The organism is Arthrobacter sp. D3-16 (assembly GCF_054408515.1).
In genome coordinates this window covers 1,843,786-1,866,797 of sequence record NZ_CP096437.1, presented here as the reverse complement: position 1 = coordinate 1,866,797, position 23,012 = coordinate 1,843,786, and the positions used below count along the sequence as shown (strand labels likewise).

Below are 23,012 nucleotides of genomic sequence, written 5' to 3'. Positions count from 1 at the left end.
TCAGCTTCAACACCGTTGTGCGGCGGAGTATTGTGGGCAGGTGGTAAATCCGGTACACCTGAAGACCCTTTTGGAGGTCACGCGGCTCGGCTCGTTCGCGGCCGCCGCATCAACGCTGGGCTACACCGCCTCAGCTGTCTCCCAACAGATGTCCGCGCTGGAGCGGGACACCGGCGTCGTCCTCTTCCAGCGCTCCGCGCGCAGCGTGGTACCCACGGAAGCCGCCGTCGTGATAACCCGCCACGCCGCCAAGGTGCTCACGGACATGGAGGCACTGATGGCTGCAGCCTCCAGGACGCAGGACACAGCCAACCAGGAACTAAGGCTCGGCATCTTCCCCAGCCTGGCAACCTACGTCCTGCCCCGCATCCTGAAGAACCCCGCATGGAAGAACCTGGGCATCGACCTGAAAGTCTCCGTGGCGGAACCGGGCCAGACCATCCAGGGGCTGCGCACCGGCGGTGACCTGGACCTGGCCGTGGTCTTCCAGGTGGGCCAGACCGGGTTCGCGTGGCCGAACACTATTAACCGGCAGTGGATCGGCGACGACAACTTCCGTGTGGTGCTGCCCGCCGGCTGGGGTTTCCGGACTGACGCGAAGGTGGCAGCAGACCATCTCTCCGAAATGCCGTGGATCATGCACCACCCGGGCACCAGCGATGCGATGGTCATCGAACGCCTTTTCGCGGGCTGCAACCTGCACCCGCGCGTGGTGGCCCACAGTGACGACTTCCATGCAAGCCTCGAAATGGCTGCTGCAGGGCTGGGGGCGGCGCTGGTGCCAGAGCTCGCACTGCGCCACCGGCCTGAGGGCGTGGTGGTGCTCGACGTTCCCGAGATCCGGCTGGCGCGCAACGTATTCGCGCTGCTGATCAATGACAGGAAAACCGCCCGGGTGCAGCTGTTTGTTGACCTGCTGGCCGAGACCCTCGCCGGGATGCGCACCGCAGTGAATTAGGCCTGAACGCTGGAATGCACCGCAGTTCGGGTCTATGTTGAAACTATGAACAAGGTAGCGAGCCAGCACTTTGGAGAGATCGAGCTCAACCACGGCAGGGATCACTTCATCGCCGCCAAGCATGAACTGCGCGGCCATCCGCTGGAAATCGACCTGAACGTGACCGCCCATGACCACTTCGACGAGGCCGCCCTGCGCAAGGTCGATTACCGTTTGCGCTTCCTTCCCGAGCTTGTTGACGAGGTGCGGGACATGATCGCCGAGGAGCTGGACCAGGAAGGCACCAGCCCCCAGGAGTACCTCCATTTCCACTGCAACGCACTCAAGGATGAGCACTTGCAAAAGGTTTTCGGTGTGAGCGAGCGCAGCCAGCTCACCAACGAAGTGTTCCTCAAGGCACTGAAGCTTGGCCATGTCCGGATCTACCCCGGCCAGCCCGAGCGCTACTTTGTTCTGGACTTCACCCTTGGCGAGCACTTCACCGATGAGGTCCTGGTGGCGTCGGCCGATGAGGACGGTGTGGTGGACGACGAGATCGTCTGGTCCTGACGTAGATTAACGACGCGGGCCGGCCACCTTTCGAGGTGGCCGGCCGCTTCGTTTGCCTGCTTTACTTGGCCGCTACTGCTTAGCTGCTTCGAGCAGTTCGGCGCGGACGGTCCTGGTAGCCTCCACCAGGTTCCGCAGGGATTCTTCGGTCTCGGTGTAGCCGCGGGTCTTCAGGCCGCAGTCCGGGTTGACCCAGAGCTGGCGGGACGGCACGTGCTTGACGGCCGTGCTGAGCAGCTCGGTGACTTCCTCGGTGCCGGGAACGCGCGGCGAGTGGATGTCGTACACGCCCGGGCCAACGCCGCGGCCGAAGCCATGGGACTCAAGGTCGTGCACAACCTCCATGCGGGACCGGGCGGCCTCGATGGAGGTAACGTCCGCGTCCAGGCCGTCAATGGCGTCGATGATCACGCCGAACTCGGAGTAGCAGAGGTGGGTGTGGATCTGCGTGGCGTCGGCAGCACCGGCAGTCGCCAGGCGGAAGGAGTCCACGGACCACTTCAGGTAGTCAGCGTGGTCGGCCTTGCGCAGCGGAAGGAGCTCGCGCAGTGCCGGCTCGTCCACCTGGATCACCTTGATGCCGGCTGCTTCCAGATCCGCGATCTCATCGCGCAGCGCGAGGCCAACCTGGTTGGCCGTCTCCCCCAGCGGCTGGTCGTCGCGGACGAAGGACCACGCCAGGATCGTGACCGGACCGGTGAGCATCCCCTTCATCGGTTTGCTGGTGAGGGACTGTGCGTAACTGGCCCATTCCACCGTGATGGGGGCGCTGCGCGTGACGTCGCCCCACAGGATGGACGGACGCGTGCAACGTGACCCATAGGACTGGACCCAGCCGTGGACGGTGACGTCGAAGCCTTCGAGGTTCTCGGCGAAGTACTGCACCATGTCGTTCCGCTCCGGCTCGCCATGCACCAGCACGTCATAGCCGAGCTCTTCCTGCAGGTCCACGACGCGCTTGATCTCGTCCTTCATGAGCTTCCCGTACTGCTCGTCCGTGAGGTCGCCCTTGTTGTTGCGGGCGCGGGCCGAACGGATCTCCGAAGTCTGCGGGAATGAACCGATGGTGGTGGTGGGCAGCGGCGGCAGCTGCAGCGCTTCGTTTTGGGCAGCTTCACGGACTGAGTAATCGGAACGGGTGAAGTCAGCGGCAGTCAGGGCCTCGGTGCGGGCGCGGACATCAGCACGGCGGACCCCTTCGGCGGCGGCACGGGAAGCGATCACTGCGGTTGCTTCATCAATGGCTGCCTCGGCGGAGGCGGGGTCGGCGAGGTAGGACGCCAGGGTCTTGACCTCTACGGCCTTCTGGTCAGAGAACGCCAGCCAGCTGCGGAGCTGCTCGGAAAGCTGCGTTTCCTCGGCCACATCATGCGGGACGTGCTGCGTGGAGGTTGAGGTGGAGACGGCGAGCGTTCCGGCGGCGGCCTTCAGCTCCTCCAGCTTTGCGGCGGAAGCGGCGAGATCATTGCGCCAGATGTTGTGCCCGTCAACGACGCCGGCAACCAGGGTCTTGTTGCCCAGGCCCGCCAGGGCGGCAGCAGAGGGAACGGCGCCCTTGAAGACGTCGATGTGCAGTGCCTCGATGTTGGTGGCCGCGAGCGTGCCGAGCTGGCTGCCAAGCGAGCCGTACGGGGTGGACACGAGGATCTGCGGGCGGTTGGCAGCAGCGGTGAGGACCTCGTAGGCGCGGGCAACCGCTGCTTCGATGTCAGTGGCCGGCGTGTCCTGGTCAACCACCAGCGCAGGCTCGTCGAGCTGGACCCAGCCGGCGCCGGCGGCTGCGAGCTTCTCAAGCAGCTGCACGTAGACGGGCAGGATGTCCTCAAGGCGGGACAGCGGCGCGAAGCCGGCCGGGGCGTCGTCGGAAGCCTTGGAAAGCAGCAGGTAGGTGACCGGGCCGACGATGTAGGGCCGCGTCTCGATGCCGTTGGCCAGGGCGAAGGCGAACTCGTCAACCTTGGCGGTGGAGGCGAGGGTGAACTTCGTCTCCGGGCCGATCTCCGGCACCAGGTAGTGGTAGTTGGTGTCGAACCACTTGGTCATCTCCAGCGGCTGCTGTTCCTTGGTGCCGCGGGCCAGCGTGAAGTAGCCGTCGACGTCGAGCTGTCCCTCTGCATTGAGGAGCTCGCCGAAGCGGGCCGGGACCGCACCCAGGTGGGCCGTGGTGTCCAGGACCTGGTCGTAATAGGAGAAGGTGCCGGGCACCGCTGCTGCTTCGGTCAGGCCGAGTTCCTGCAGGCGCGTGGCGACGGTCAGCTGGATGTCCTTGGCGGCGGCGTCCAGGGCGGCGGCGTCGATCTTGCCGGCCCAGTAGGCCTCCACGGCCTTCTTCAGCTCACGGCGGCGGCCGATACGCGGGTAGCCGAGGAGTGAGGCGGACGGGAAAGGGGTGTTGTTTTTAGGCATGGCAAATCCTCAGGTAGGGACGGGGTCTGAAAGTTTGGGCTTTGTGGCCGGGGGCTATCGCCGTGCGGCCGGGGGCGGGATGCTCAGCTGGCCAGCTGCGGCCGGGCCATGGCGTCGCGCCGGCTGCCGGCACGGGAGCGCCGCGGAAGAGCCAGCTTGTCCAGTACGTCCAGGGCGCTTTGGTGCTCGTTGAAGGTGTACAGGTGGATGCCCGGTGCTCCTGCATCAAGGGCAGCGTTGGCCAGGTCCACCGTGGCGCTGACGCCGATCCGGAGCCGTTCGAGGTCGCTGTCCGCTGCGGCCATGCGGGCCAGCAGTTCGGGAGCGGGCTCCACTCCGGTCAGCTCCCCCAGCCGTTTGAGCCGGCGGAGGCTGGTGAGCGGCATAACACCCGGGATGATGGGGATGGTGACTCCGGCACGCCGTGCCCTGGTGAGGAGGTCCGCGTACTGCTCGGTATGGAAGAACACCTGCGTGATGGCGAAGTCGGCGCCGGAGCGCTGCTTGGCGAGCAGCACCTCGACGTCGTGGGCCTCACTGGGTGATTCCGGATGCCTGGTGGGATAGGCCGCCACACCCACCGCGATCTTTCCGGCGCACAGCAGTGCTGACCGCCGCTGCTCAACCCGGCGGATAAGTTCGATCAGGTCCTGGGCGTAGCGCAGGGAGCCCGCAGCGGGTTCCGCGCCGTCCTTGGGAAGGTCACCGCGCAGCGCAAGGATCCCCCGAACGCCGGTGTCCAGCAGTTCGCCGATGATCCCTGCAAGTTCCTGCGGCGTGTTACCCACGCAGGTCAGGTGGGCCAGCGGCCGGAGGTTGGTTTCGAGCAGGAGCCGGTTGATGAGTTCGACGGCGGTGTCCCGGTTGGAGCCGCTGGCACCATAGGTGACAGAGACGTAGTCCGGTTCTGTGGTTTCGAGTTCGCGGATGGTGGTCCACAGCGTCTCGGCGGCGGCCGCCGACCGCGGCGGGAACAACTCGTAGGAGAGCGCCACCGGGGCGGCGTCGGAGAGATTTGGATGTGTGTCAATAAGGCTTGGTGGTGACATTTGCGTCCTTGGCTTTGGGCCATTGAGGGTTCCCCGCCAGAAGTTGTGACGGGATACCGGCAATGAATTGAGTTTGGGGAACACGGAAGAACTCCACAAGGACGCAGCCGCGACTGTTACGCCTGGAAAGAAGTTGTCCGTGAGCAAATGTCAGGCCCACATGGGGGCACCCACACCCTCCGCAAGGGAGGATCGCTGACACGTTACCGCGGTAACTTGTATAGAACTCTAGGAGCGGCCGGAAGAGCATTCAAGTTGGGAGCCGAATTAAGACGCAGTCTTACGCCTTGTTTCGTCTTCCTGCTGAACATTCTTCGCCTGGACTGCCTCTCCGACGGGGTATGTCCTCAACGGAAAGCCAACCGTGCAGTTCAGTTGGTTCGGGAAGCCTCTGACTGAATGGCCTTGGCGAGGCCGCGGGGATTGCTCCACATAGGCCAATGGCCCGTCAGGAGGTCGATGACGTCGAGGTGTTCAAGGTTCGCGACCTCGGTGAACATGGGATGACCGGTTTGGGCCAGCTCCAGCAGCTGCGCGCTGGGGATTGAGCAACAGATCAGGGTCGTCCGGACCTTGCGGCGGGCGTCGTTAGTGAGCTCGATGGGCTGACGAAGCACGGGGCCTGGCTCAGGGACGGCTCGGGCCCGAAACTGCTGGAGGACCTCTGCGCTCAGGCCTTCGAGGCTCGCCTGCTGTGCGAGGATGTCGAAGGGCGGCAGCGGAAGCTCCTCCAACTCCTTCGGGAGGTCTGGGGCGAAGACACTTCCCGTCGCTACAGGGCCGGAGTCGACCCACACTACCCGGTGAACAAGCTCAGGGTATCGGTCCATGACGAGGCTGACGGGAGCGTTAGCCCCACTGTGGGCGACGAGAATTGCAGGCTGATGACCGTGTTGAGTCATAACGTCCAGGATTGCTTCAGCCTGGGCGTCGAGGGTTTTAGTCGCACGCTCAGGGTCGTGCGCGTCGAGACCCGGCAGTGTCATCGCAATGGCACGAGGGTGGTCGGTTTGCAGGTGTTCAAGAACTTCATCCCACGCCCAGGCGCCCAGCCAGTGGCCGGCGATGAGAATGATGGTCGGACTGCTCATAGCGGTTGTCATGTCACAACTCTCGCAGGCACTCTGGACAGTGGTATGTCACTATTTATGTCATGAATTGGCGGTGTGAGCAGTGAAGCGAGCAGAACGGCTCCATGCTCTATCAGAGATGTTGCGCCGCAGCGGCGCGCGGGGGGTCTCCGCCGAACGGTTGGCGAGAGAGTTCGAGGTGTCCGTGCGCACCATCAAGAGAGACCTCGATGCGCTGGAGAACAGCGGTGCGCCTCTCTGGTCGCGCCCGGGTCCGGGAGGTGGCTACGGATTGGCTGTCGGCGCGTCCCTGCCACCCGTCAGCCTGTCCCCAGCGCAGGCCGTGGCACTCATGGCAGCCGTGTCTGCTGCACCCGATGCCCCCTACGCCGATCTGGCAGCAGCAGGTATCCAGAAGATCCTGGACGTCCTCGATCCCAAAACCCGCGCACGAGCCGACGAGCTGGCTCACCGCGTCTGGGTCAACGCGCTTCCCTCGTCCTCGCGCGCCATCAAGTCGGCACTGGAGGAGGCGATGGCCGAGCAGCGGGTAATCCGTATGCGCTACACATCGAGGGACGCGACCACGACCACCCGCGACGTCGAGCCCGTGCTGTTCGCCTCCACGAACGGCCAGTGGTACCTGATTGGATGGTGCCGAATGCGCAACGCAATGCGATGGTTTACCGTGTCGCGCATCCAGCGGGCCACCGTAACTAAGGCGGCCTGCAGCGGCCACACCATCCACGAGGTCGGAGAACCCCCAGCGGACGCCAGACCGGTACGCGGTCGTGGCGAGTGAGCCACTCAGCCAACGTCTCAAGGCCCCGGCTGCGAACAGCTAGTAGAGCTGGTCCGGCCGGTGTTTTCTTTCATCCGTCCGCCGCCGGGCGTGCCCCAGCCCAGGACCGCTCCCCCGGCAACAAGCCCGTCGACGCCCCCTCCCCACCGTGCCTCCCCGGGTCTATCCTTTTGAACATGAGCGAGCTTCCAGCCAGTTACAAGGAGTATCTCGCCGATAAAAGCGAGATGTTCATCAGCACCGTCAAGCCTGTCCTGCAGCAATCAGCCGCGGACAAGCTGCACGGCGTCCGGGTTGTCTACAACCCCGGCTCTACCGGCCACCAGGCCCACCTCGACGACAGCCTCCCCTTCGGGGTGGTCCTCGAGGATATCGACTAGGAATGCCGATACCGCGCGCGCAGCTGCGCGGTCTCAGCCCCGCACCGCACCGGAGAGGGCGAACGAACTGCCGGCTCCCTTGGCCACAATGACGTACAGGGCCAGGACCGGCAGTGAGTACAGGATGGAGAACGCGGCCAGCTGGCCGTAGGCAACTGCCCCGTGCTGTCCAAAGAAGCTGAAGATGGACACGGCGGCGGGCTGGTTCGCCTCCGACAGCAGCAGCACGAAGGGGACGAAGAAGTTACCCCAGGCCTGGATGAACACAAAGATGAACACCACGCCCAGGCCCTGCCGCATGAGCGGCAGGACGATGGTGCGCAGTGCGGTCATCCTCGATGCCCCGTCCACCCACGCCGCTTCCTCCAGGGAAGCCGGCACCGCATCCATGAAGTTCCGGGTCATCCAGATGGCCATGGGCAGGGCCGTGGTGGCCATAAAAAGGATCGTGGCCGGCATCGAGTCGAGCAGTTCCAGCTGGACGAACAGTCCATAGACCGGCACCATGATGGCCGTAATGGGCAGGCAGGTGCCGAACAGGACGGCGTACATAAACGGAGTGTTGAACCTGGACCGGTAGCGGGACAGCGGATAGGCGGCCAGCACGGCTGCCACGAGCGTGACGGCGGCGGTGCCGGCGGAGAGCACCAGGCTGTTCCACAGCGGCTGGAGCAGCAGCGCGGGCGTCATGATGGCGGCAAAGTTCTCCAGGCCGGCCTGGGCTGGAAGCCTTGTTTCATGGCTGGCGTCGGCGTCCAGTGACGCCAGGACCAGCCACAGCAGCGGCAGCAGGAAGCAGGCTCCGAGCAGCAGCAGGGCCACATCCGCGGGGGTACTGCTGCGGTACGGCCCAGGGGCCCGGGCGGGTGCTTCGCCGGGAGGAACAGCCCTTGAGGCTTTGGCGGGCGCGGTCATCGCTTTGATTCCCGGAGCAGCCTGATGTAGACGGCGCCAAAGACCGCGCCAATGAGGATCAGCACCGTAGCCACGGCAGTACCGTAACCGATGTCACCAAACCGAAAGGCCTCCTGGTAGGCAAGGATGGGCAGGGTGCTGCTCGCATTGGCCGGGCCGCCTGCGGTCATCACCCAGATGAGGGTGAAGACCGCCAACGTCTGCAGCGTAATCAGCATCAGGTTGGTGGCGATGCTGCCCCGGATCATCGGCAGGGTGATGTAGGCAAGCCGTTGCCAGCCCCCGGCGCCGTCCATCTGCGCGGCTTCGGCCACTTCGGAAGGAATATCGTTCAGGGCCGCACGGTACACCAGCATGGAGAAGGCAGTGCCTCGCCAGGTGTTGGCCAGCACTACCGCCACCATGGGCCAGGAGTAGAGCCAGTCCGGCTGGCCCAGCCCCAGGCCGCCCAGCAACTGGTTAAGCGTCCCGTCCCGGCTGAAGTAGGCGTAGGCGGCGAAGGCAGCAACGATCTCGGGAAGCACCCACGCGGCCACCACCGCTGTTCCAACCAGGGAGGAGACAGCCCGGCGTGCGCGGCGCATCAGCACGGCAAGTGCCAGCCCCAGCAGGTTCTGTCCCAGGACCGCAGAACCAAGGACAAACAACACGGTCAGGCCCAGGGAAAGAGGAAACACTGGGTCCACCAGCAGCCGCTGGTAGTTCTCCAGCCCGATCCAGTCCGGATTGCGCGCATTCCGGCCCGTCAGGCCGGCATTGGTGAAGGAGGCATGGAAAGCCCACAGCACGGGACCGGCGAGAAAAACCGCCAGGAGTACGACGGCAGGCAGGACGGGCAGGTAGCGCAGCAGCCCGCGTCCCCCGGTTTGGGCCGCCACCGGTTACTTCCGGACGGTGTTGTCGCCACCCACGATGTCAGCCACCGCGGCGTCGTAGTCCGACGCCGCCTGCTCCGGGGTCCGGGCACCGGTGATCACGGCCTCCGTTGCCTCCTGGACTGCCGCAGAGATCCGAGGGTAGTCGGATGTTGCAGGGCGGTAGCGCGTGACGGAAACGAGTTCGGAGACGTCCTTCACGAACGGGTTTGCGGACTGGTAGCCGGTATCGCCAGCAACGTCGCTGCGGACGGCAATCTGCGAACTTTCGAGCGTAAAGGCCAGCGAATTATCGCGGTTCATTGCCGTGCTGAGGAAGCTGAACGCCAGGTCCGGTTCCTTCGTCCCGGCGCCGATCGCCAGCGTCCACCCGCCCGACATACTTACCGCTCCGGGAGCGCCGCCGTCCTGGGTGGGGAACGGGGCGACACCCATGTCCTGCTCGTAGCCGGGCCATTCGTAGCTGCCGCCGTCCTGCCAGAACGACGGCGCATAGGAGCCTTCCACGGTGGCGCCCAGCTTTGCGTTCGGGAACCATTCCCCGAACACCTTCTTCCAGACGTTCGCATCCAGCGCCTCTGCCGGGGTAACGGCGAGTCCCTCGTCATATAGGGTCTTGAGGAAAGCCAGGGAGTCGGTAAAGCCGGCGGAACCCACCACCCACTTCTTCGTTTCCTCGTCGTACAGCATGGACCCGGTTCCGTAGAGCAGTTCGTAGAATCCCTGCATGACGGTTCCTTCGCCGGTGCCCTTGCCGGCATACATGTTGAACGGGACCACGGAGGGATCGTTGGCCTTGATCTTCCGGGCTGTGTCCAGGATGTCCTGCCAGTTGCGCGGCTCCCAGGGCAGGGTGATCCCGGCGGCTTCGAAGACCTTCCGGTTGTACCAGATGGCCCGGGTGTCGGTTCCCAGCGGCACGGCGTACGTCCCGCCGTCGTCGGCCCGCCCTGCTGCCTTGGCGCCGTCGTCGAATGTATCCCAGTCCTCCCAGCCTTCAAGGTGGCTGTCGAGCTTGAGGAGGTAGCCGGCGTCGACGTCGGAGCGGACCTTGAAGGTGTCTTCGTAGAAGACGTCCGGCGCGGTGGAGGGTGATCTCAGGGCCAGGGCCAGCTTGGTGCCGTAGTCGTCGTCGTTCCCCTGGATGGGCTGCAGCTCAACCGTCACCCCCTGGTTTGCCGCCTCGAACTCCTTTTTCGCGGCCTGGAACATCGTCTCCAGGGCGGTAAAGGAGTCGGTCTTCTGATAGACCACCTTGAGCGTTTTCGACCCATCCTCGGGAGCAGCGGGCGTGCAGGCCGCCAGGACGATCAATGCGGCAGCGATCAGGGACATGGTCTTCAGGGCCGGGCCACGCATGGTGCTCCATTCGATCAATGGCTGGAGGGCCCTTGCCAGCGGGCCCCCCAGCCGCGCAATACGGAAATGCTAGATGCGTGCCCCGCCCCAGGCAAGGGCAACGCGCCCCCTTAGCTCTCCAGCAGGAGCCTCTGGGCGCGGGGAGCCAGGGTGTGTTCCAGAACCAGGGATGCGGCCCCGATTGCGCCCACGTCCTCGCCCACGCCGGTACCTACCACCTCGATGGGATGGATCAGCCGGGCGGCACTGTGTACATCGAGCAAGGCCGGGATCTTCTCGAGGTAGCGTTCAGCCATGCCGCTCCAGAACGGTCCGCCGAAGACCACCCGCTCCACGTCCAGGGCATTGGTCACCACCGACACTGCCCGGGCCACCAGCACCGCGGACTTATCGATGATGGCCAGCGCCTGTTCGTTGCCCTGGTCGGCCAGGTCGCACAACGCGGCGAAGCCCTGCTGGACTTCGGCCCCACTGCTCCGCGAGCGGGAGCCGTCCAGGATGCCGGCGGCCTCCGCCTCGGCCACGAGTACCTGGGGGATGCAGGAAGACTTGACGCAGCCGCGGAGGCCGCAGTCGCACATGGGCCCGTCCGGATCCACCATGATGTGGCCGATTTCACCCGCGTTGCCGGACGTGCCCCTGACCACCTCGTCGTTCAGCACGATTCCGCAACCAATTCCGGTACCCATGTACATAAAGATGAAGCTGCCGGCTCCGCTCGGGCCGCCGGCCCAGGTTTCCGCAACGGCGGCACTGGTAACGTCCTTGTCCATCAGCACGGAGTAGCCCGTCGCTTCCGAGAGCGCGTTGCGCAGTTCCACACGGTCCCAGCCCGGGAGGAGCGGCGGGTCAACCACGGTGCCGTTATCCACGTCGATGGGACCGGGAGCGGCTATGCCAAGGCCGGCGATCCGGTCCCTGTCCACTCCGGAATCCGCCACCAGCTGGGAGATCTCGGCCGTGATGGTGGCAATAACGGCGGACGGATCATTTCCGCCGGGGGTTTTGATCCGGGAGTGCTGTACCACCGCGCCCACGAGGTCCAGAACCACGAAAGTGGTCACCGCGGGGTCGAGGTGGACGCCGACGGCGAACATGCCGCCCGGGTTGAGGCGGAGGATGGTGCGGGGCTTGCCGGGGCCGCTGCCTTCCTTGCCTGCTTCAACAATGAGGTTCTGGTCCAGCAGGCGGCGGGAGATGTTGGAGATGGTCTGCGGCGACAGGCCCACGATTTGGGCGAGCTCCACCCTGCTCAGCCCGCCGGATGAGCGGCGGATGGCCTCGAGGATCACGGTCAGGTTGAAATCACCCATCCGGGGCAGGTTGGTGCCGCGCCTTGGTGAGGGTTGGCGGATCTCAGTCACGGCGTCCCCTTCGTTTCCGGCGCATAGTTACTGATGTCTGAATCGTACGTTACGCACAGTCGCAGACCCATAGGAACGGCTGACGGCGCGGCGCGGCTTTAGCCTGCTTTCCCTCCGGCCTGGACCTGCTTCCTCCAGCATGGTCATTGCGTGCTGCGGCGGGTGCTGAGGGTCACCGTGAATTTGGCGTTCCGGCCTTTCACCACCGTGGGGCCAACGTTACGCTCAAGCGCGGGGAGGTAGGCCAGGTGTCGGTTGAAGACCGTCCACAGCTCACCCCCGGGGGCCAGGACGCGGCCGGCTGCTGCGATCAGTTTCAGGCCTGCTCCCGCGTGGACGCCGGCGCCTACGTGGAACGGTGGATTCAGCAGTATCAGGTCCGAGCTCCCGTCCGGCAGGGTGGCCATGGCGTCGTCCTGGAGCGCCCGGACCTGCCCTGCCAGGCCGTTCGCCCGGGCAGTTGCGAGTGCAGATGCCACTGCGGCGGCGGACTGGTCCGTGGCGGTGACTGTCGAGCCTGGATGCTGCCGGGCGTACATCGCGGCCAGGATTCCTGTGCCGCATCCGAGGTCGACCGCGTGCTGCACGGGCCGCATGGACGGCAGGAACGTCAGCAGGAACCTGGTACCGATATCCAGGCGGGCCCCGGCAAACACCGCGCCGTGGGCGGCAACGTCAAGATCGATCTCGGCCAGGTGCTCAATGACGGGAAAGCGCTCCGGATCCCCGCTGCCCTGGGGACCGGCCGCCACGATCACCCTGGACTTCTGCCTGGCAAGCTGCGGGGTGACGGACCTAAAGTGGCATTCGAGGACAGCGTTCATGCCCAGGGACATGTGCTTCACGCGGCCGCCGGCCAGGAGCACCACGTCCGGCGGCGCGTACCGGACTACTGCCGCAGCAATTTCGTCCAACTCGGCGAGGGTCTTCGGCAGCTGCAGAAGGACACTTCCAGCATCCTTGAGGAGGTCGTGTCCGAGCGGAAGCTGGCTAAAGGACGGGCCGTCCCCTGCCCCGTTTCCAAGCACCGCGGCGGCATTGAGCCGCAGCGCCTGCTCGCTGGTAATGAGGTCCTGGTGCACCCGAACAGCCCCGGGATTGAGGACGGCAAGGGCGCCCAGGGTCAGTGCCCCGTAGCGGTCCCCGATGACGGCCACGGTGCTTCCGGCGGACACGTGCGCGGCGGCTGAATCAAGCAGCAGCCGGTCGGTGGCATCCCATGCCTGCAGGTTGGGCGCCTCCACATCCGGCCGCCGGCGAAGGACCGGAAGGACGTCCTCAAGACTCTCTAGTGCCACCTGGTTCCTGCCGCTTGTAGTTTTTTCTGGGACCCTTTGACCGGCCCTGCTTGCCCCTGCCCCGATCCCGCCGTCAGCCCCAATTTACCGTCCTGGCGGCCGGCCGGATCCCCGGGAGTTTCAGAATGGCAGTTACCGCAGCGCGGCCTGCGCGGTTGGCACCGATGGTTGACGACGACGGCCCGTAACCCACCAGGTGGACGCGGCTCGGCTGCCACCTCGGTGCCGTCCATCACGATCCCGCCTCCCGGTCCCCGAAGGTGCAGCGGCGCAAGGTGGTCAAGTTCCGCCCGGAACCCGGTGGCCCACAGGATGACATCTGCCGCCACGAAGCGCCCGTCGGCCAGCCGGACGCCGCCGGGTTCGATGGACGTGAACATAGGTTGCCGCTCGAGGGCACCGAGGGCTGCCGCCGCACGGAGTGCTGGTGTCCAGATGAGGCCGGTCACCGATACCACGCTTTGCGGCGGCAGGCCTTGGCGCACCCGCTCCTCCACCAGTGCCACGGCATCGTGGCCCGCCTTGGCGTCGAATTCGGCGTCCCGCCACACCGGCTCGCGCCGGGTGAACCAGCTGGTGGACGTGACACGGGAGATTTCGTCCAGGAGCCCGACGGCGGAAATCCCGCCGCCGACCACAATGACGTGCTGGCCCGCGAACTCCTCGGCAGAGACGTAGTCGGCAACGTGGAGCTGCCTGCCACGGAACGTTGACTGCCCCGGATAGATGGGCCAGAACGGGCGGGTCCAGGTGCCCGTGGCATTGATCACCGCTGCTGCGCTCCACACGCCGCGCGACGTGCTGACCAGCAGCCTCCCGGCAGGGTTTGTGTCTTCGCGGCTGACAGACCTTACTTTCACGGGCCGCTGGACGGTCAGGCCCAGTTCCTCCTCATAGTCACGGAAATAGCGCGACAGGAACTCCGAACTCGGCTCCTTGGGGTCCACGGCAGGCTTGGCGATACCGGGGAGATCGCTGATGCCGTTCACGGTTGCCATCCGAAGGCTCTTCCACCGGTGCCGCCACGCGCCGCCCGGACCTTCCTCGGCGTCGAGCACTGCAAAGTCAAGCCCCCGGCGCTGGAGGTGGTAGGCGGCGGAAAGCCCGGCCTGGCCCGCACCGATGACAACAACGTCGGCACGGGCAGGATTCACCCACCCATGATAGTCGGACGGAGCGTCCCGGCCTTAGTCTTGGCCCATGGAGACAGGAGGACCACATGACCACTAGAACCGGAAACGCAGCACGGCTCGCCAAGGCCCTGGCCATCGTGCTCGGTACTGAGGAAATACCACTGAGGTTGCGGGCCTGGGACGGCTCCGAAGCCGGGCCGGAGGGAGCGCCGGTCCTGGAGTTCCGTTCCCGACGTGCCCTGAGGCGGATGCTTTGGTCACCGGGACAGCTGGGCCTGAGCCGTGCCTACGTCTCCGGTGACATTGATGCGCCCGGGGACGTGTTTGCCGCCTTTACCGCTTTGAGCTCGGCCGGTAAGTTCGCCGAGCCCGGTCCGTTCCGGCCGCTCACCGCGGGGGAACTCTGGACCCTGCTCCGCACCGCCGTGCGGCTTGGGGCGTTGGGCCCCAACCCTGCTCCTCCCCCGGAGGAAGCGCGGATTGCCCGAAAAGGCAGGCTACACTCCCGCCGCAGGGATTCCGCCGCCATCGCCCACCATTACGACGTCGGCAATGACTTCTACGCCATGGTCCTGGGCCCGTCCATGGTCTATTCCTGTGCCGTGTGGCCAGAAGAAGAGGACGGCCGGACTCCAGCCGGCCGCCGGCTTGCCGAGGGTTTGGATGCCGCGCAGGAGGCAAAGCTGGACCTCGTCTGCCGCAAGCTGGGTCTGGAGCCGGGGATGCGCGTGCTGGATGTGGGCTGCGGTTGGGGAAGCTTCGCCCTGCACGCTGCTGAACAGTATGGCGTCACGGTGGTGGGCGTTACCCTGTCCCAGGAGCAGGCCATTTTCGCACGCAAACGGGCCGCAGATTCCGGCCTTACCGAAAGAATCGATATCCGGGTGCAGGACTACCGCGATATACAGGACGGGCCCTTCGATGCCATCAGCTCCATTGGCATGTCGGAGCATGTGGGACGGGCGGAGATGCCGCACTACACAGCCGGGCTGTACGGCCTGCTGCGGCCGGGCGGCAGGCTGTTGAACCACGCTATTTCCTGGAACGCCGGCCCTACCGCCCCGGACCCGGACTCCTTTATCCCCCGGTACGTCTTTCCCGATGGCGAGATGATCAGCCTGGGCGGGATGGCCTCTGCCCTGGAGTCTGCGGGCTTCGAGATCCTGGACGTGGAGGCTTTGCGCCGCCATTACGCGCTCACCCTGCGTGCCTGGGTCAGCCGGCTGGAGGAGCATTGGGACCAGGCGGTGAAGCTGACCAGCCCCGGACGGGCCCGGGTGTGGCGGCTCTATATGGCTTCCAGCGCCCTCGGCTTCGAGAACGGGCTGACGGGCGTCAACCAGGTCCTGGTCCAGCGGCCCGGCGGCGACCCCCCGCCGTTGCGCCGGAGGCAGTGGCTGTAAGGAAGGGCACCGCTCTGCCGGGGAAGCAAAAAAGGAACCATCCCGAAGGACGGTTCCCTTTTTGCTTCCCCCTGGCAGGAGGACGACCGGTGGAGCTGAGGGGACTCGAACCCCTGACCCCCTGCATGCCATGCAGGTGCGCTACCAGCTGCGCCACAGCCCCGGCCTTGCTTCAGTGGGAGAACGTCCCGCCGAAGCAACCTGATCAGCTTAATGCACTTTTGTCCCATGCGCCAATCGGCACCTTCCGGCCTGTCCGGGGGGGACAGCAGCGCCTATACCGGATCCCAGCGGATGGACAGTCAAACAAAAATCCGCCGGAATCTAATGATTCCGGCGGATCGTCGGTGGAGCTGAGGGGACTCGAACCCCTGACCCCCTGCATGCCATGCAGGTGCGCTACCAGCTGCGCCACAGCCCCGAATTATTGCCGCTCAAAGAGCTTTTCTTTCGGGTTTCCCCGAAGCAACTCAAATATCTTAGAACAGCAATTCCGAAAATTCCAAATCGGGCATATTCGGCTGGTTTCCGCCTCGTTACTCCGTCTCGGTGGTGGCCGCAGCTTTCGCCGACGTGTCATCGCCAAGCTGGAGGTCCACCACGGGGCAGTCCTTCCACAGGCGCTCCAGCGCGTAGAAGACGCGGTCTTCTTCATGCTGGACGTGGATGACGATGTCCGAGTAGTCAAGCAGTACCCAGCGTCCGCCGGACCGCCCCTCGCGGCGGACCGGGCGCAAATCCTGTTTGGCGAGTACTTCTTCGATTCCGTCAACGATGGCGTTGACCTGCCGCTCGCTGGGTGCCGAGGCAATGAGGAAAACGTCGGCCAGGGCGAGGCGCTCGCTCACGTCGAGGGCCACAATGTCCTGGGCAATCTTGTCCGCAGCTGCCTTGGCGGCAACGCGGGCTGTGATGATGGATGAATCTGATGCAGTCACGGGACTCCTTGTTGGTTAAAAAGCTGGTGGGGCCGGCAGTGCCGGTTAGCGGGACATTCCGCTGATGATCAGGAAGATGCCCGAGACGAGGGCCAAAAACCCGAAGGCCAGGACACAGAACTGGAGGAGGCGGTTGCGCGATGCGCGGGCCAGGCCTGCCGTTGCCGCGTCCAGTGGATCCAGTCCGTGGGCCGACCGGGCCGGGACGGGAGGCACGTCCTTGAACGCGTCCTCGCCGTGGCTCTCCGCCGCTACAGCCGGTGGCAGGACAGCGGTCCCGGGACGGGCAGCAGCCCTGGCGGCAGCCTCCGCGCGGGCAATGACCTGTGAACGGCCGGGTCCGGCGTCGGGCGCTGCCGGCCGGGCTCCCCCGGCCGGACGCCGCTTCCTGGTACCGGACGGCGGAACCTTTGTACCAGGCCGGGTAGTGACGGGAACGTGGCTCGTCGCAGGCGGCTTCATGACCGGCCGGTCAACGCCTGGCACCTGAACAAACTCCAATGGGGTGACCATGGCCAGGTTGCTGGCGGTCGAGGGTGCCGGCCGCTGCACCGGAACGGGTGGCGCCTTCGATCCCTGCTGCTGGGGGGCAGGTTCTGCGGACGACGAGTCATTGCCAGGGGCAGGGACCCCGGTCTGCTCGGCAAGCTTCTGCTTGGCCATGGCACGCCGGTTCAGCACTGCCGCGCGTTCCGCCAGGGCGATCTGTTCCGCCAGGATCCCGGGGTCCACGGCCTCGGGATCGAGGGAGGCGATGTGCCCCATCTTCGCGATCTGGTTTTTGGCCTGCTCGGCAATGAGCGCCCTTGCTGCCAGCGCCTGTTCGACGGTCATGCCGTGAGGGGCATCGGAAATCGGCGAGGGCGCGCTGCTTGCGCCGCGGGAATCCTGCTCCCCCGCGGCATTCTCCCCCGGGGCAGGGGATGCGGGGACCCTGGCACCGGCATCAACCGGGCCGGCGGGGGCAACGATGGGCGTGGCTGCGGTAAGCGCCTGTTCCTTGAGCTGCTGCAGGCGGAGTTGGCGCCGTGTGGGCGGACCTCCAGCTGCCAGCTGGCCCTCTTTTTCTTCCAGCTCCTTGATGGTGCGCAGCGCAGCACGGTCCCGCGCCCGGATCTGGGAGGAACGCTGGGTGTGTGTTTGCTCAGGAGCCGGTGCCGGCGTGCCCGGCGCAGGACGGCTTGCCCCGGGCTTTTTGGTGGCAGGCGAAAGCTGATCCGTGGCTGTGGACACGGATGGCTGTTGCGCATCCCTGGCCTTCCGGAGTTCCCGGCGGCTGCGGATGGGGGGCTGTTCCTGACTCATAGAGAACTCATTCAGTGCTGGCTGGTTCGCTTGCTTCGGAGGTTGGAGCATTGGCAGCCGCCGGGGCGTCCAGGTAAAGGCCGTACTTGGCGATGTACTGGACCACCCCGTCCGGCACGAGATACCACACCGGGTTGTTCGCAGCCACCCGGGAACGGCAGTCCGTCGATGAGATGGCCATCGCGGGCACCTCCAGGAGGCTGACGTCCTTCCGGCCCATCCCGTCCAGCACATGCCCCGGCCGGGTCACCCCTACGAAGTGGGCCAGTGACCACAACTCTTCGATGTCCTTCCACGACAGGATCTGCGCCAGCGCGTCTGCGCCGGTGATAAAGAAAAGATCCGCGTCCGGGCGCTGGGCCCGAAGGTCACGCAAGGTGTCGATGGTGTAGGTGGGCCCGGGACGGTCAACGTCTACCCTGCTGACCGTGAACCGCGGGTTGGAAGCCGTGGCGATGACGGTCATGAGGTAGCGGTGCTCGGGTTCGCTGACCTGTTTGTGGGACTTCTGCCAGGGCTGGCCGGTGGGGACAAAAACCACTTCGTCCAGGTCGAACTCGGCAGCCACTTCGCTGGCGGCCACCAGGTGGCCGTGGTGGATGGGGTCAAAAGTCCCGCCCATGACGCCCAGGCGCAGCCGGCCGTTGGCTCCGTTGTGGTGAAGAACGCGGGAAATGTTAGTGGCCCTGCCCGTGATCGTGCTTGTTGGGGTGCTGGCGGTGCGGATCAGCATGCTCCTCGGTGGCAGCGTGGCGCTTCCCAAGGTTGGAGTAGGACAGGGTGATGAACATCATCACCAGCAGGATGGCGAAGATGACCACTCCGAAGACCCACGGCTCGGCCCACAGCGGGGCGAGTTCGTGTTCTTCGCCTTCGGCGATGGTCGTGGCAATCTGCTGGAACAGCATTTTCTCCCCTTGGGTTCAAACGATTGTGGCAGCGGAAAGCTCCGCCGTTTCTGACTTCTGGTCTATGTTACCGCGTTGCTACCCGCGGACCTGGCCCTCGCCCTGCACGATCCACTTGGTGGTAGTGAGTTCGGTCAGGCCCATCGGACCGCGCGCATGCAGCTTCTGGGTGGAGATTCCCACCTCCGCGCCAAGGCCAAGTTCCCCGCCGTCGGTGAACCTGGTGGATGCGTTGACGATGACAGCCGCGGAATCCACTTCGGCGATGAACCGCTCGGCGTTGGCGAGATCGTTGGTGAGGATCGCCTCCGTGTGCCCGGTAGTCCAGGTGCGGATGTGCTTTACGGCCTCGTCCAGGCTGTCCACCATGGCAACGGCAAGGTCAAGATCCATGTACTCGCGGGCCCAGTCCTCGTCGGTGGCCGGTTCGGCGTCAATGGATGCGGGAAGGGAAGCCCGGATGCGCTCATCGGCGTGCAGCCGGACGCCCGCCTTGCTCAGGGCGGCGGCGACGGCGGGCAGCACCGTTGAGCCGGAGTGGACCAGCAGGGTTTCGACCGTATTGCAGACACTGGGCCGCTGCGTCTTGGCATTCAGGAGGATCTCCACGGCCATGTCCTCATTGGCGGATTCGTCGATGAAGATATGCACGTTCCCCTCCCCCGTCTCGATGACGGGAACGGCGGAGTTGGTGACCACAGTCTGGATCAGTTCACGGCCGCCGCGGGGAATCAGTACGTCCACTCTGCCGCGGGCGCGCATGAGGACGTTGGCTCCGGCACGGCCGTACTGGTCAACGGTCTGGACGGCGTCGGCGGGCAGGTCGACGGATTCGAGTGCCTCCCGCAAGAGGCGCACCAGGACTTGGTTGGTGGCCTCCGCAGCACTTCCTCCACGCAGGATCACGGCGTTGCCGCTCTTGAGGGCCAGCCCGGCGATGTCCACGGTGACATTCGGCCGAGCCTCGTAAATAGCAGCCACAACGCCCATGGGTACGTTGACCTGCCGAAGGCGCAGCCCGTTGGGGAGGGTCTGTCCGCGGACCACATTGCCCACCGGATCCGGCAGGCCGGCGAGGTTTTCAAGGGCCGCCACGAGCCCTGCAATCCGGGCTTCGGTCAGGGTGAGCCGGTCCAGCATGGCGGCGGACGTGCCGTTGGCCTTTCCAGCTGCCACGTCCTTCGCGTTCGCGGCCAGGATGGCAGCAGTGCTCTCCAGTAGGGCAGCACCGACGGCGCGGAGCGCCCGGTCCTTCCAGGCGCGGTTCGCCATGGCCATCCGGCGGGCCGCCTGGCGCGAACGGTCAGCGATGGCGTGGACTGCTGCTTCGACGTCACCGGCGGACAGCGGAACCTCAGCCGGGACCGGCGCTGCGGGCGACTCGACGGGAGGAACACTGGCAGGCGCAGCAGTGTCTCCGGAGTTTTCAGCGGTCTTGTGGATCAGGGCCTCAGTCATATTCCAAGTTTAGGCGAGCCCGGACCTCAAACCAGCACGAGGTCATCTACATGAACAACTTCACGGTCATAGCCGCTGCCCAACGCCTCGCCAAGGTCCCTGGTGGACCTGCCCAGCATCTGTGGCAGCTCGGCAGACGAGTAGTTCACCAGTCCTCGGGCCACCACGGTGCCGTCGGCACTGGCGATCTCGACGGCGTCGCCGGCTTCGAAGTCTCCGTGCACCGCGGAGATCCCCGCCGGCAGCAGCGAAGTGCGGTGGTGCCGCACCGCCTTCACGGCACCGTCGTCCAGCACAAGCCGCCCCTGGACGGAGGCGACGTGCGCCAGCCACAGCAGGCGGACAGGTTTGCGGGCCCCGTTGACGGTGAACCAGGTCCCCACGTCTTCGCCGTTCAGTGCAGCCGCGGCGTTGGGGGTAGACGTGACCAGGGCGTGGATGCCCGAGCCGGCAGCCATGGTTGCCGCCTCCACCTTGGTCAGCATGCCGCCGGTTCCGACGCCGGCTTTGCCGGCCTTGCCGATGGAGACGCCTTCCAGGTCGTGGGGGCCTTCAACGAGGGGAATCCTCTTGGCACCGAGCGACGGGGGGCCGTCGTACAGGGAGTCGACGTCGGACAGCAGCACCAGCGCATCGGCCCGAACCAGGTGTGCCACCAGGGCGGCGAGGCGGTCGTTGTCGCCGAACCGGATCTCGTGCGTGGCGACGGTATCGTTTTCATTGACCACGGGAACCACTCCGAGGTTGAGCAGCCGGTCCAGGGCACGGAATGCGTTGGTGTGCTGGCTGCGCCGCATCAGGTCCTCGGCGGTGAGCAGGACTTGGCTGACGGTGACGCCATGGGCCCCAAACGCCTGCGTGTAGCGGGCCATCAGCAGGCCCTGGCCTACGCTTGCCGCCGCCTGCTGGGTGGCCAGGTCACGCGGACGCTTGGCCAGCCCCAGCGGAGCCAGGCCCGCGGCGATGGCGCCCGAGGACACCAGGATGATCTCGGTTCCCGTATTCCGCTTGGCAGCCAGAGCATCCGCCAGGGCCGTCAAGGACTCCTCGGAAATACCGCCCTTGATGCTGGTCAGCGACGACGACCCCACCTTGACCACCACGCGCCCGGCGTTGGCGAGCACACTCCGGTCCACCGACCGGGCAAGCGGTTCCGCGGCTGCAGCCCTAGAACTCATCGCCTGCGTCCAGTCCACTCTCCTTGACGGGCCTGGCGGCCCTGCGGCTGCTGACTGACTCGGTCCAGATGCCGGCCTTACGTTCCGCTTCCAGTTCGGCGCGGGCGGCGGCCTTGGCGTCTTTGCGTTCCTGCTGCTCTTCACGCTTCTGGCCACGGGTGGGGCGGTCCCCGAGATCAGCGAACCGGACGTCGGTGCCGCGCGGTGATGCGAGGAGCTCCGCGCCTGCCATCATGGTGGGCTCCCAGTCGAAGACGACGCCGTCGTCCTCGCCGATGACCACGGTATCGCCGGGCTTGGCACCCTGCTTGAACAGTTCCGTCTCCACGCCAAGCTTTGCGAGGCGGTCAGCAAGGTAGCCGATGGCTTCCTCGTTGGTGAAGTCCGTTTGCTTGACCCAGCGCTCCGGCTTCTCGCCGATGACGCGGAACAGGGGCTCGAGGCCCTTTTCCTCACGGCGGATCTTGAAGCCGGACTCGTTGACAGCACGCGGGCGCAGTACGGCAGGCTGCACCTTGGGCGGCGCAGCGGCCACAGCATCACGGGCGGCCTTGACGATTCCGGCCATGGCGAACCCGAGCTGCCGCAGGCCCTCATGGCTGGTGGCGGACACTTCAAACACCTGGTAGCCGCGGGATTCCAGTTCCGGGCGCACAAAGTCTGCCATGTCCTTGCCGTCGGGCAGGTCCACCTTGTTCAGCGCCACCAGGCGGGGGCGGTGGTTCAGCGGAACAACTTCGCCATCCTGCCCGGCGTAGCTCATGTCAACGGCGTACTTTTCCAGTTCGGCCTCAATGACGGCGAGGTCGGAGAGGGGGTCGCGGTCCGATTCGAGGGTGCCGCAGTCCAGGACGTGGACCAGCGCCGCGCAACGCTCCACGTGGCGCAGGAAGTGGTGGCCCAGTCCCCTGCCCTCGCTGGCGCCTTCGATGAGGCCCGGGACGTCGGCGATGGTGAAGCGGACATCCCCGGCCTGGACGACGCCGAGGTTGGGAACAAGAGTGGTGAAGGGGTAGTCGGCGATCTTCGGCCGGGCCGCAGACATGGCGGCGATAAGGCTGGACTTGCCGGCGGACGGGAAACCCACCAGGGCGATGTCGGCGATCGACTTGAGTTCCAGGACAATATCGCTGGATTCGCCTTCGATGCCGAGCAGGGCGAAGCCAGGGGCGCGGCGTTTCTGCGACGAAAGCGCAGCGTTGCCCAGGCCGCCGATGCCGCCTGCCGCGGCTACGTACTCGGCGCCTTCTCCGACAAGGTCCGCGAGGACGGTGCCGTCCTTGGACTTGACCACGGTGCCGTCCGGGACGGGAAGAATGAGCGTCTCGCCATTCTTGCCGCCGCGCCAGTCGCCCATGCCGGGGCCGCCGTTGCTGGCGTGGCGGTGGGGTGCGTGGTGGTAGTCCAGGAGGGTGGTGGTCTGGTGGTCCACGCGAAGGATCACGTCCCCGCCGTTGCCGCCGTTGCCGCCGTCGGGACCGCCCAGCGGCTTGAACTTCTCGCGATGGACGGAGACGCACCCGTGGCCGCCGCTACCGCCGGATACGTGCAGTACTACCCGGTCTACAAAGCTGGCCACGTGGATCTCCTCAGTGCTGTTTCCTGGACGCCGCGAGACGCCAAGACGATTGTAATGCGGTTAAAAGAACAGTGGAGCGGACCAT

The 23,012-nt window shown here is 65.7% G+C and carries 20 protein-coding genes, 2 tRNA genes and 1 pseudogene; 5 read left to right on the top strand and 18 right to left on the bottom strand.

Translation table 11 applies throughout. The features are described from left to right. The first annotated feature begins 40 nt into the window (after positions 1-40). A complete protein-coding gene (locus M1D32_RS08915) occupies positions 41-958 on the top strand; it encodes a LysR family transcriptional regulator (RefSeq protein WP_458781859.1) in 918 nt (305 codons plus the stop codon). A 45-nt stretch (positions 959-1,003) separates the two neighbouring features. Continuing rightward, the gene (locus M1D32_RS08910) at positions 1,004-1,507 is read left to right on the top strand and encodes a DUF2004 domain-containing protein (protein WP_458781858.1); all 504 of its coding nucleotides are present in this window, start codon (positions 1,004-1,006) and stop codon (positions 1,505-1,507) included. A gap of 72 nt (positions 1,508-1,579) precedes the next feature. Here the strand turns inward: M1D32_RS08910 and metE are convergent, their stop codons facing one another. The 3 genes from metE to M1D32_RS08895 form a co-directional block, all read right to left on the bottom strand. Then, positions 1,580-3,913: a 5-methyltetrahydropteroyltriglutamate--homocysteine S-methyltransferase gene (gene metE / locus M1D32_RS08905; RefSeq protein WP_458781857.1), complete on the bottom strand. Its 2,334-nt coding sequence runs from the start codon at positions 3,911-3,913 to the stop codon at positions 1,580-1,582. Between the two features lie 83 nt (positions 3,914-3,996). Continuing rightward, entirely contained in the window at positions 3,997-4,962 is a 966-nt protein-coding gene (locus M1D32_RS08900; RefSeq protein WP_458781856.1) for a methylenetetrahydrofolate reductase, read from the bottom strand. Positions 4,963-5,333: 371 nt separating this feature from the next. Beyond that, positions 5,334-6,065 (bottom strand): alpha/beta fold hydrolase, encoded by a 732-nt coding sequence (locus M1D32_RS08895; protein ID WP_458781855.1) that lies wholly within the window; start codon positions 6,063-6,065, stop codon positions 5,334-5,336. A gap of 106 nt (positions 6,066-6,171) precedes the next feature. Between M1D32_RS08895 and M1D32_RS08890 the strand changes: the two genes are divergently transcribed. Then, complete coding sequence (locus M1D32_RS08890; RefSeq protein ID WP_458781854.1) at positions 6,172-6,834, top strand: helix-turn-helix transcriptional regulator; 663 nt, start codon at positions 6,172-6,174, stop codon at positions 6,832-6,834. Positions 6,835-7,010: 176 nt separating this feature from the next. Beyond that, entirely contained in the window at positions 7,011-7,214 is a 204-nt protein-coding gene (locus M1D32_RS08885; protein ID WP_163164062.1) for a hypothetical protein, read from the top strand. Between the two features lie 33 nt (positions 7,215-7,247). Here the strand turns inward: M1D32_RS08885 and M1D32_RS08880 are convergent, their stop codons facing one another. The 6 genes and pseudogenes from M1D32_RS08880 to M1D32_RS08855 form a co-directional block, all read right to left on the bottom strand. Further along, positions 7,248-8,129, bottom strand: a complete 882-nt coding sequence (locus M1D32_RS08880; RefSeq protein ID WP_458781853.1) for a carbohydrate ABC transporter permease — start codon at positions 8,127-8,129, stop codon at positions 7,248-7,250. Continuing rightward, positions 8,126-9,007 (bottom strand): carbohydrate ABC transporter permease, encoded by an 882-nt coding sequence (locus M1D32_RS08875; RefSeq protein WP_458781852.1) that lies wholly within the window; start codon positions 9,005-9,007, stop codon positions 8,126-8,128. Before M1D32_RS08875 ends, M1D32_RS08880 begins: the two co-directional genes overlap by 4 nt. A gap of 3 nt (positions 9,008-9,010) precedes the next feature. Continuing rightward, the gene (locus M1D32_RS08870) at positions 9,011-10,363 is read right to left on the bottom strand and encodes an extracellular solute-binding protein (protein ID WP_458781851.1); all 1,353 of its coding nucleotides are present in this window, start codon (positions 10,361-10,363) and stop codon (positions 9,011-9,013) included. Positions 10,364-10,473: 110 nt separating this feature from the next. Next, positions 10,474-11,676 (bottom strand): ROK family transcriptional regulator, encoded by a 1,203-nt coding sequence (locus tag M1D32_RS08865; protein WP_458782145.1) that lies wholly within the window; start codon positions 11,674-11,676, stop codon positions 10,474-10,476. 194 nt (positions 11,677-11,870) lie between these two features. Further along, positions 11,871-13,025 carry a class I SAM-dependent methyltransferase gene (locus tag M1D32_RS08860; RefSeq protein WP_458781850.1) on the bottom strand — a complete coding sequence of 385 codons (1,155 nt, stop codon included), beginning with the start codon at positions 13,023-13,025 and terminating at the stop codon, positions 11,871-11,873. A 73-nt stretch (positions 13,026-13,098) separates the two neighbouring features. After that, positions 13,099-14,179: pseudogene (locus M1D32_RS08855) on the bottom strand (FAD-dependent oxidoreductase). Positions 14,180-14,244: 65 nt separating this feature from the next. On the opposite strand from M1D32_RS08855, the gene M1D32_RS08850 reads away from it, so the two are divergent. Continuing rightward, positions 14,245-15,561 (top strand): class I SAM-dependent methyltransferase, encoded by a 1,317-nt coding sequence (locus M1D32_RS08850; RefSeq protein ID WP_458781849.1) that lies wholly within the window; start codon positions 14,245-14,247, stop codon positions 15,559-15,561. 90 nt (positions 15,562-15,651) lie between these two features. Here M1D32_RS08850 and M1D32_RS08845 read toward each other — a convergent pair. The 9 genes from M1D32_RS08845 to obgE form a co-directional block, all read right to left on the bottom strand. Further along, a tRNA-Ala gene (locus tag M1D32_RS08845) sits at positions 15,652-15,724 on the bottom strand. Positions 15,725-15,909: 185 nt separating this feature from the next. Continuing rightward, positions 15,910-15,982, bottom strand: a tRNA-Ala gene (locus M1D32_RS08840). A gap of 115 nt (positions 15,983-16,097) precedes the next feature. Continuing rightward, entirely contained in the window at positions 16,098-16,499 is a 402-nt protein-coding gene (gene rsfS, locus M1D32_RS08835) for a ribosome silencing factor (RefSeq protein ID WP_458781848.1), read from the bottom strand. A gap of 45 nt (positions 16,500-16,544) precedes the next feature. Further along, positions 16,545-17,804: a hypothetical protein gene (locus M1D32_RS08830; RefSeq protein WP_458781847.1), complete on the bottom strand. Its 1,260-nt coding sequence runs from the start codon at positions 17,802-17,804 to the stop codon at positions 16,545-16,547. Between the two features lie 7 nt (positions 17,805-17,811). Further along, positions 17,812-18,426 (bottom strand): nicotinate-nucleotide adenylyltransferase, encoded by a 615-nt coding sequence (gene nadD / locus M1D32_RS08825; RefSeq protein WP_458782144.1) that lies wholly within the window; start codon positions 18,424-18,426, stop codon positions 17,812-17,814. 55 nt (positions 18,427-18,481) lie between these two features. Continuing rightward, complete coding sequence (locus M1D32_RS08820) at positions 18,482-18,712, bottom strand: hypothetical protein (RefSeq protein WP_163164071.1); 231 nt, start codon at positions 18,710-18,712, stop codon at positions 18,482-18,484. A gap of 78 nt (positions 18,713-18,790) precedes the next feature. After that, positions 18,791-20,170, bottom strand: coding sequence for a glutamate-5-semialdehyde dehydrogenase (locus tag M1D32_RS08815; RefSeq protein ID WP_458781846.1), 1,380 nt, complete (start codon positions 20,168-20,170; stop codon positions 18,791-18,793). A gap of 26 nt (positions 20,171-20,196) precedes the next feature. Next, positions 20,197-21,348 carry a glutamate 5-kinase gene (proB, locus tag M1D32_RS08810; protein WP_458781845.1) on the bottom strand — a complete coding sequence of 384 codons (1,152 nt, stop codon included), beginning with the start codon at positions 21,346-21,348 and terminating at the stop codon, positions 20,197-20,199. After that, complete coding sequence (gene obgE, locus M1D32_RS08805; RefSeq protein WP_458781844.1) at positions 21,338-22,927, bottom strand: GTPase ObgE; 1,590 nt, start codon at positions 22,925-22,927, stop codon at positions 21,338-21,340. Before obgE ends, proB begins: the two co-directional genes overlap by 11 nt. Positions 22,928-23,012 lie beyond the last annotated feature (85 nt).

Excerpts from the sequence above, each read along its gene's own strand:
- M1D32_RS08910 (WP_458781858.1), top strand. The coding sequence starts at position 1,004 with ATGAACAAGGTAGCGAGCCAGCACTTTGGAGAGATCGAGCTCAACCAC.
- metE (WP_458781857.1), bottom strand. The coding sequence starts at position 3,913 with ATGCCTAAAAACAACACCCCTTTCCCGTCCGCCTCACTCCTCGGCTAC.
- M1D32_RS08900 (WP_458781856.1), bottom strand. The coding sequence starts at position 4,962 with ATGTCACCACCAAGCCTTATTGACACACATCCAAATCTCTCCGACGCC.
- M1D32_RS08895 (WP_458781855.1), bottom strand. The coding sequence starts at position 6,065 with ATGACAACCGCTATGAGCAGTCCGACCATCATTCTCATCGCCGGCCAC.
- M1D32_RS08890 (WP_458781854.1), top strand. The coding sequence starts at position 6,172 with ATGTTGCGCCGCAGCGGCGCGCGGGGGGTCTCCGCCGAACGGTTGGCG.
- M1D32_RS08885 (WP_163164062.1), top strand. The coding sequence starts at position 7,011 with ATGAGCGAGCTTCCAGCCAGTTACAAGGAGTATCTCGCCGATAAAAGC.
- M1D32_RS08880 (WP_458781853.1), bottom strand. The coding sequence starts at position 8,129 with ATGACCGCGCCCGCCAAAGCCTCAAGGGCTGTTCCTCCCGGCGAAGCA.
- M1D32_RS08870 (WP_458781851.1), bottom strand. The coding sequence starts at position 10,363 with ATGCGTGGCCCGGCCCTGAAGACCATGTCCCTGATCGCTGCCGCATTG.
- M1D32_RS08865 (WP_458782145.1), bottom strand. The coding sequence starts at position 11,676 with ATGGGTGATTTCAACCTGACCGTGATCCTCGAGGCCATCCGCCGCTCA.
- M1D32_RS08850 (WP_458781849.1), top strand. The coding sequence starts at position 14,245 with ATGACCACTAGAACCGGAAACGCAGCACGGCTCGCCAAGGCCCTGGCC.
- M1D32_RS08830 (WP_458781847.1), bottom strand. The coding sequence starts at position 17,804 with ATGAGTCAGGAACAGCCCCCCATCCGCAGCCGCCGGGAACTCCGGAAG.
- nadD (WP_458782144.1), bottom strand. The coding sequence starts at position 18,426 with ATGGGCGGGACTTTTGACCCCATCCACCACGGCCACCTGGTGGCCGCC.
- M1D32_RS08820 (WP_163164071.1), bottom strand. The coding sequence starts at position 18,712 with ATGCTGTTCCAGCAGATTGCCACGACCATCGCCGAAGGCGAAGAACAC.
- M1D32_RS08815 (WP_458781846.1), bottom strand. The coding sequence starts at position 20,170 with ATGACTGAGGCCCTGATCCACAAGACCGCTGAAAACTCCGGAGACACT.
- proB (WP_458781845.1), bottom strand. The coding sequence starts at position 21,348 with ATGAGTTCTAGGGCTGCAGCCGCGGAACCGCTTGCCCGGTCGGTGGAC.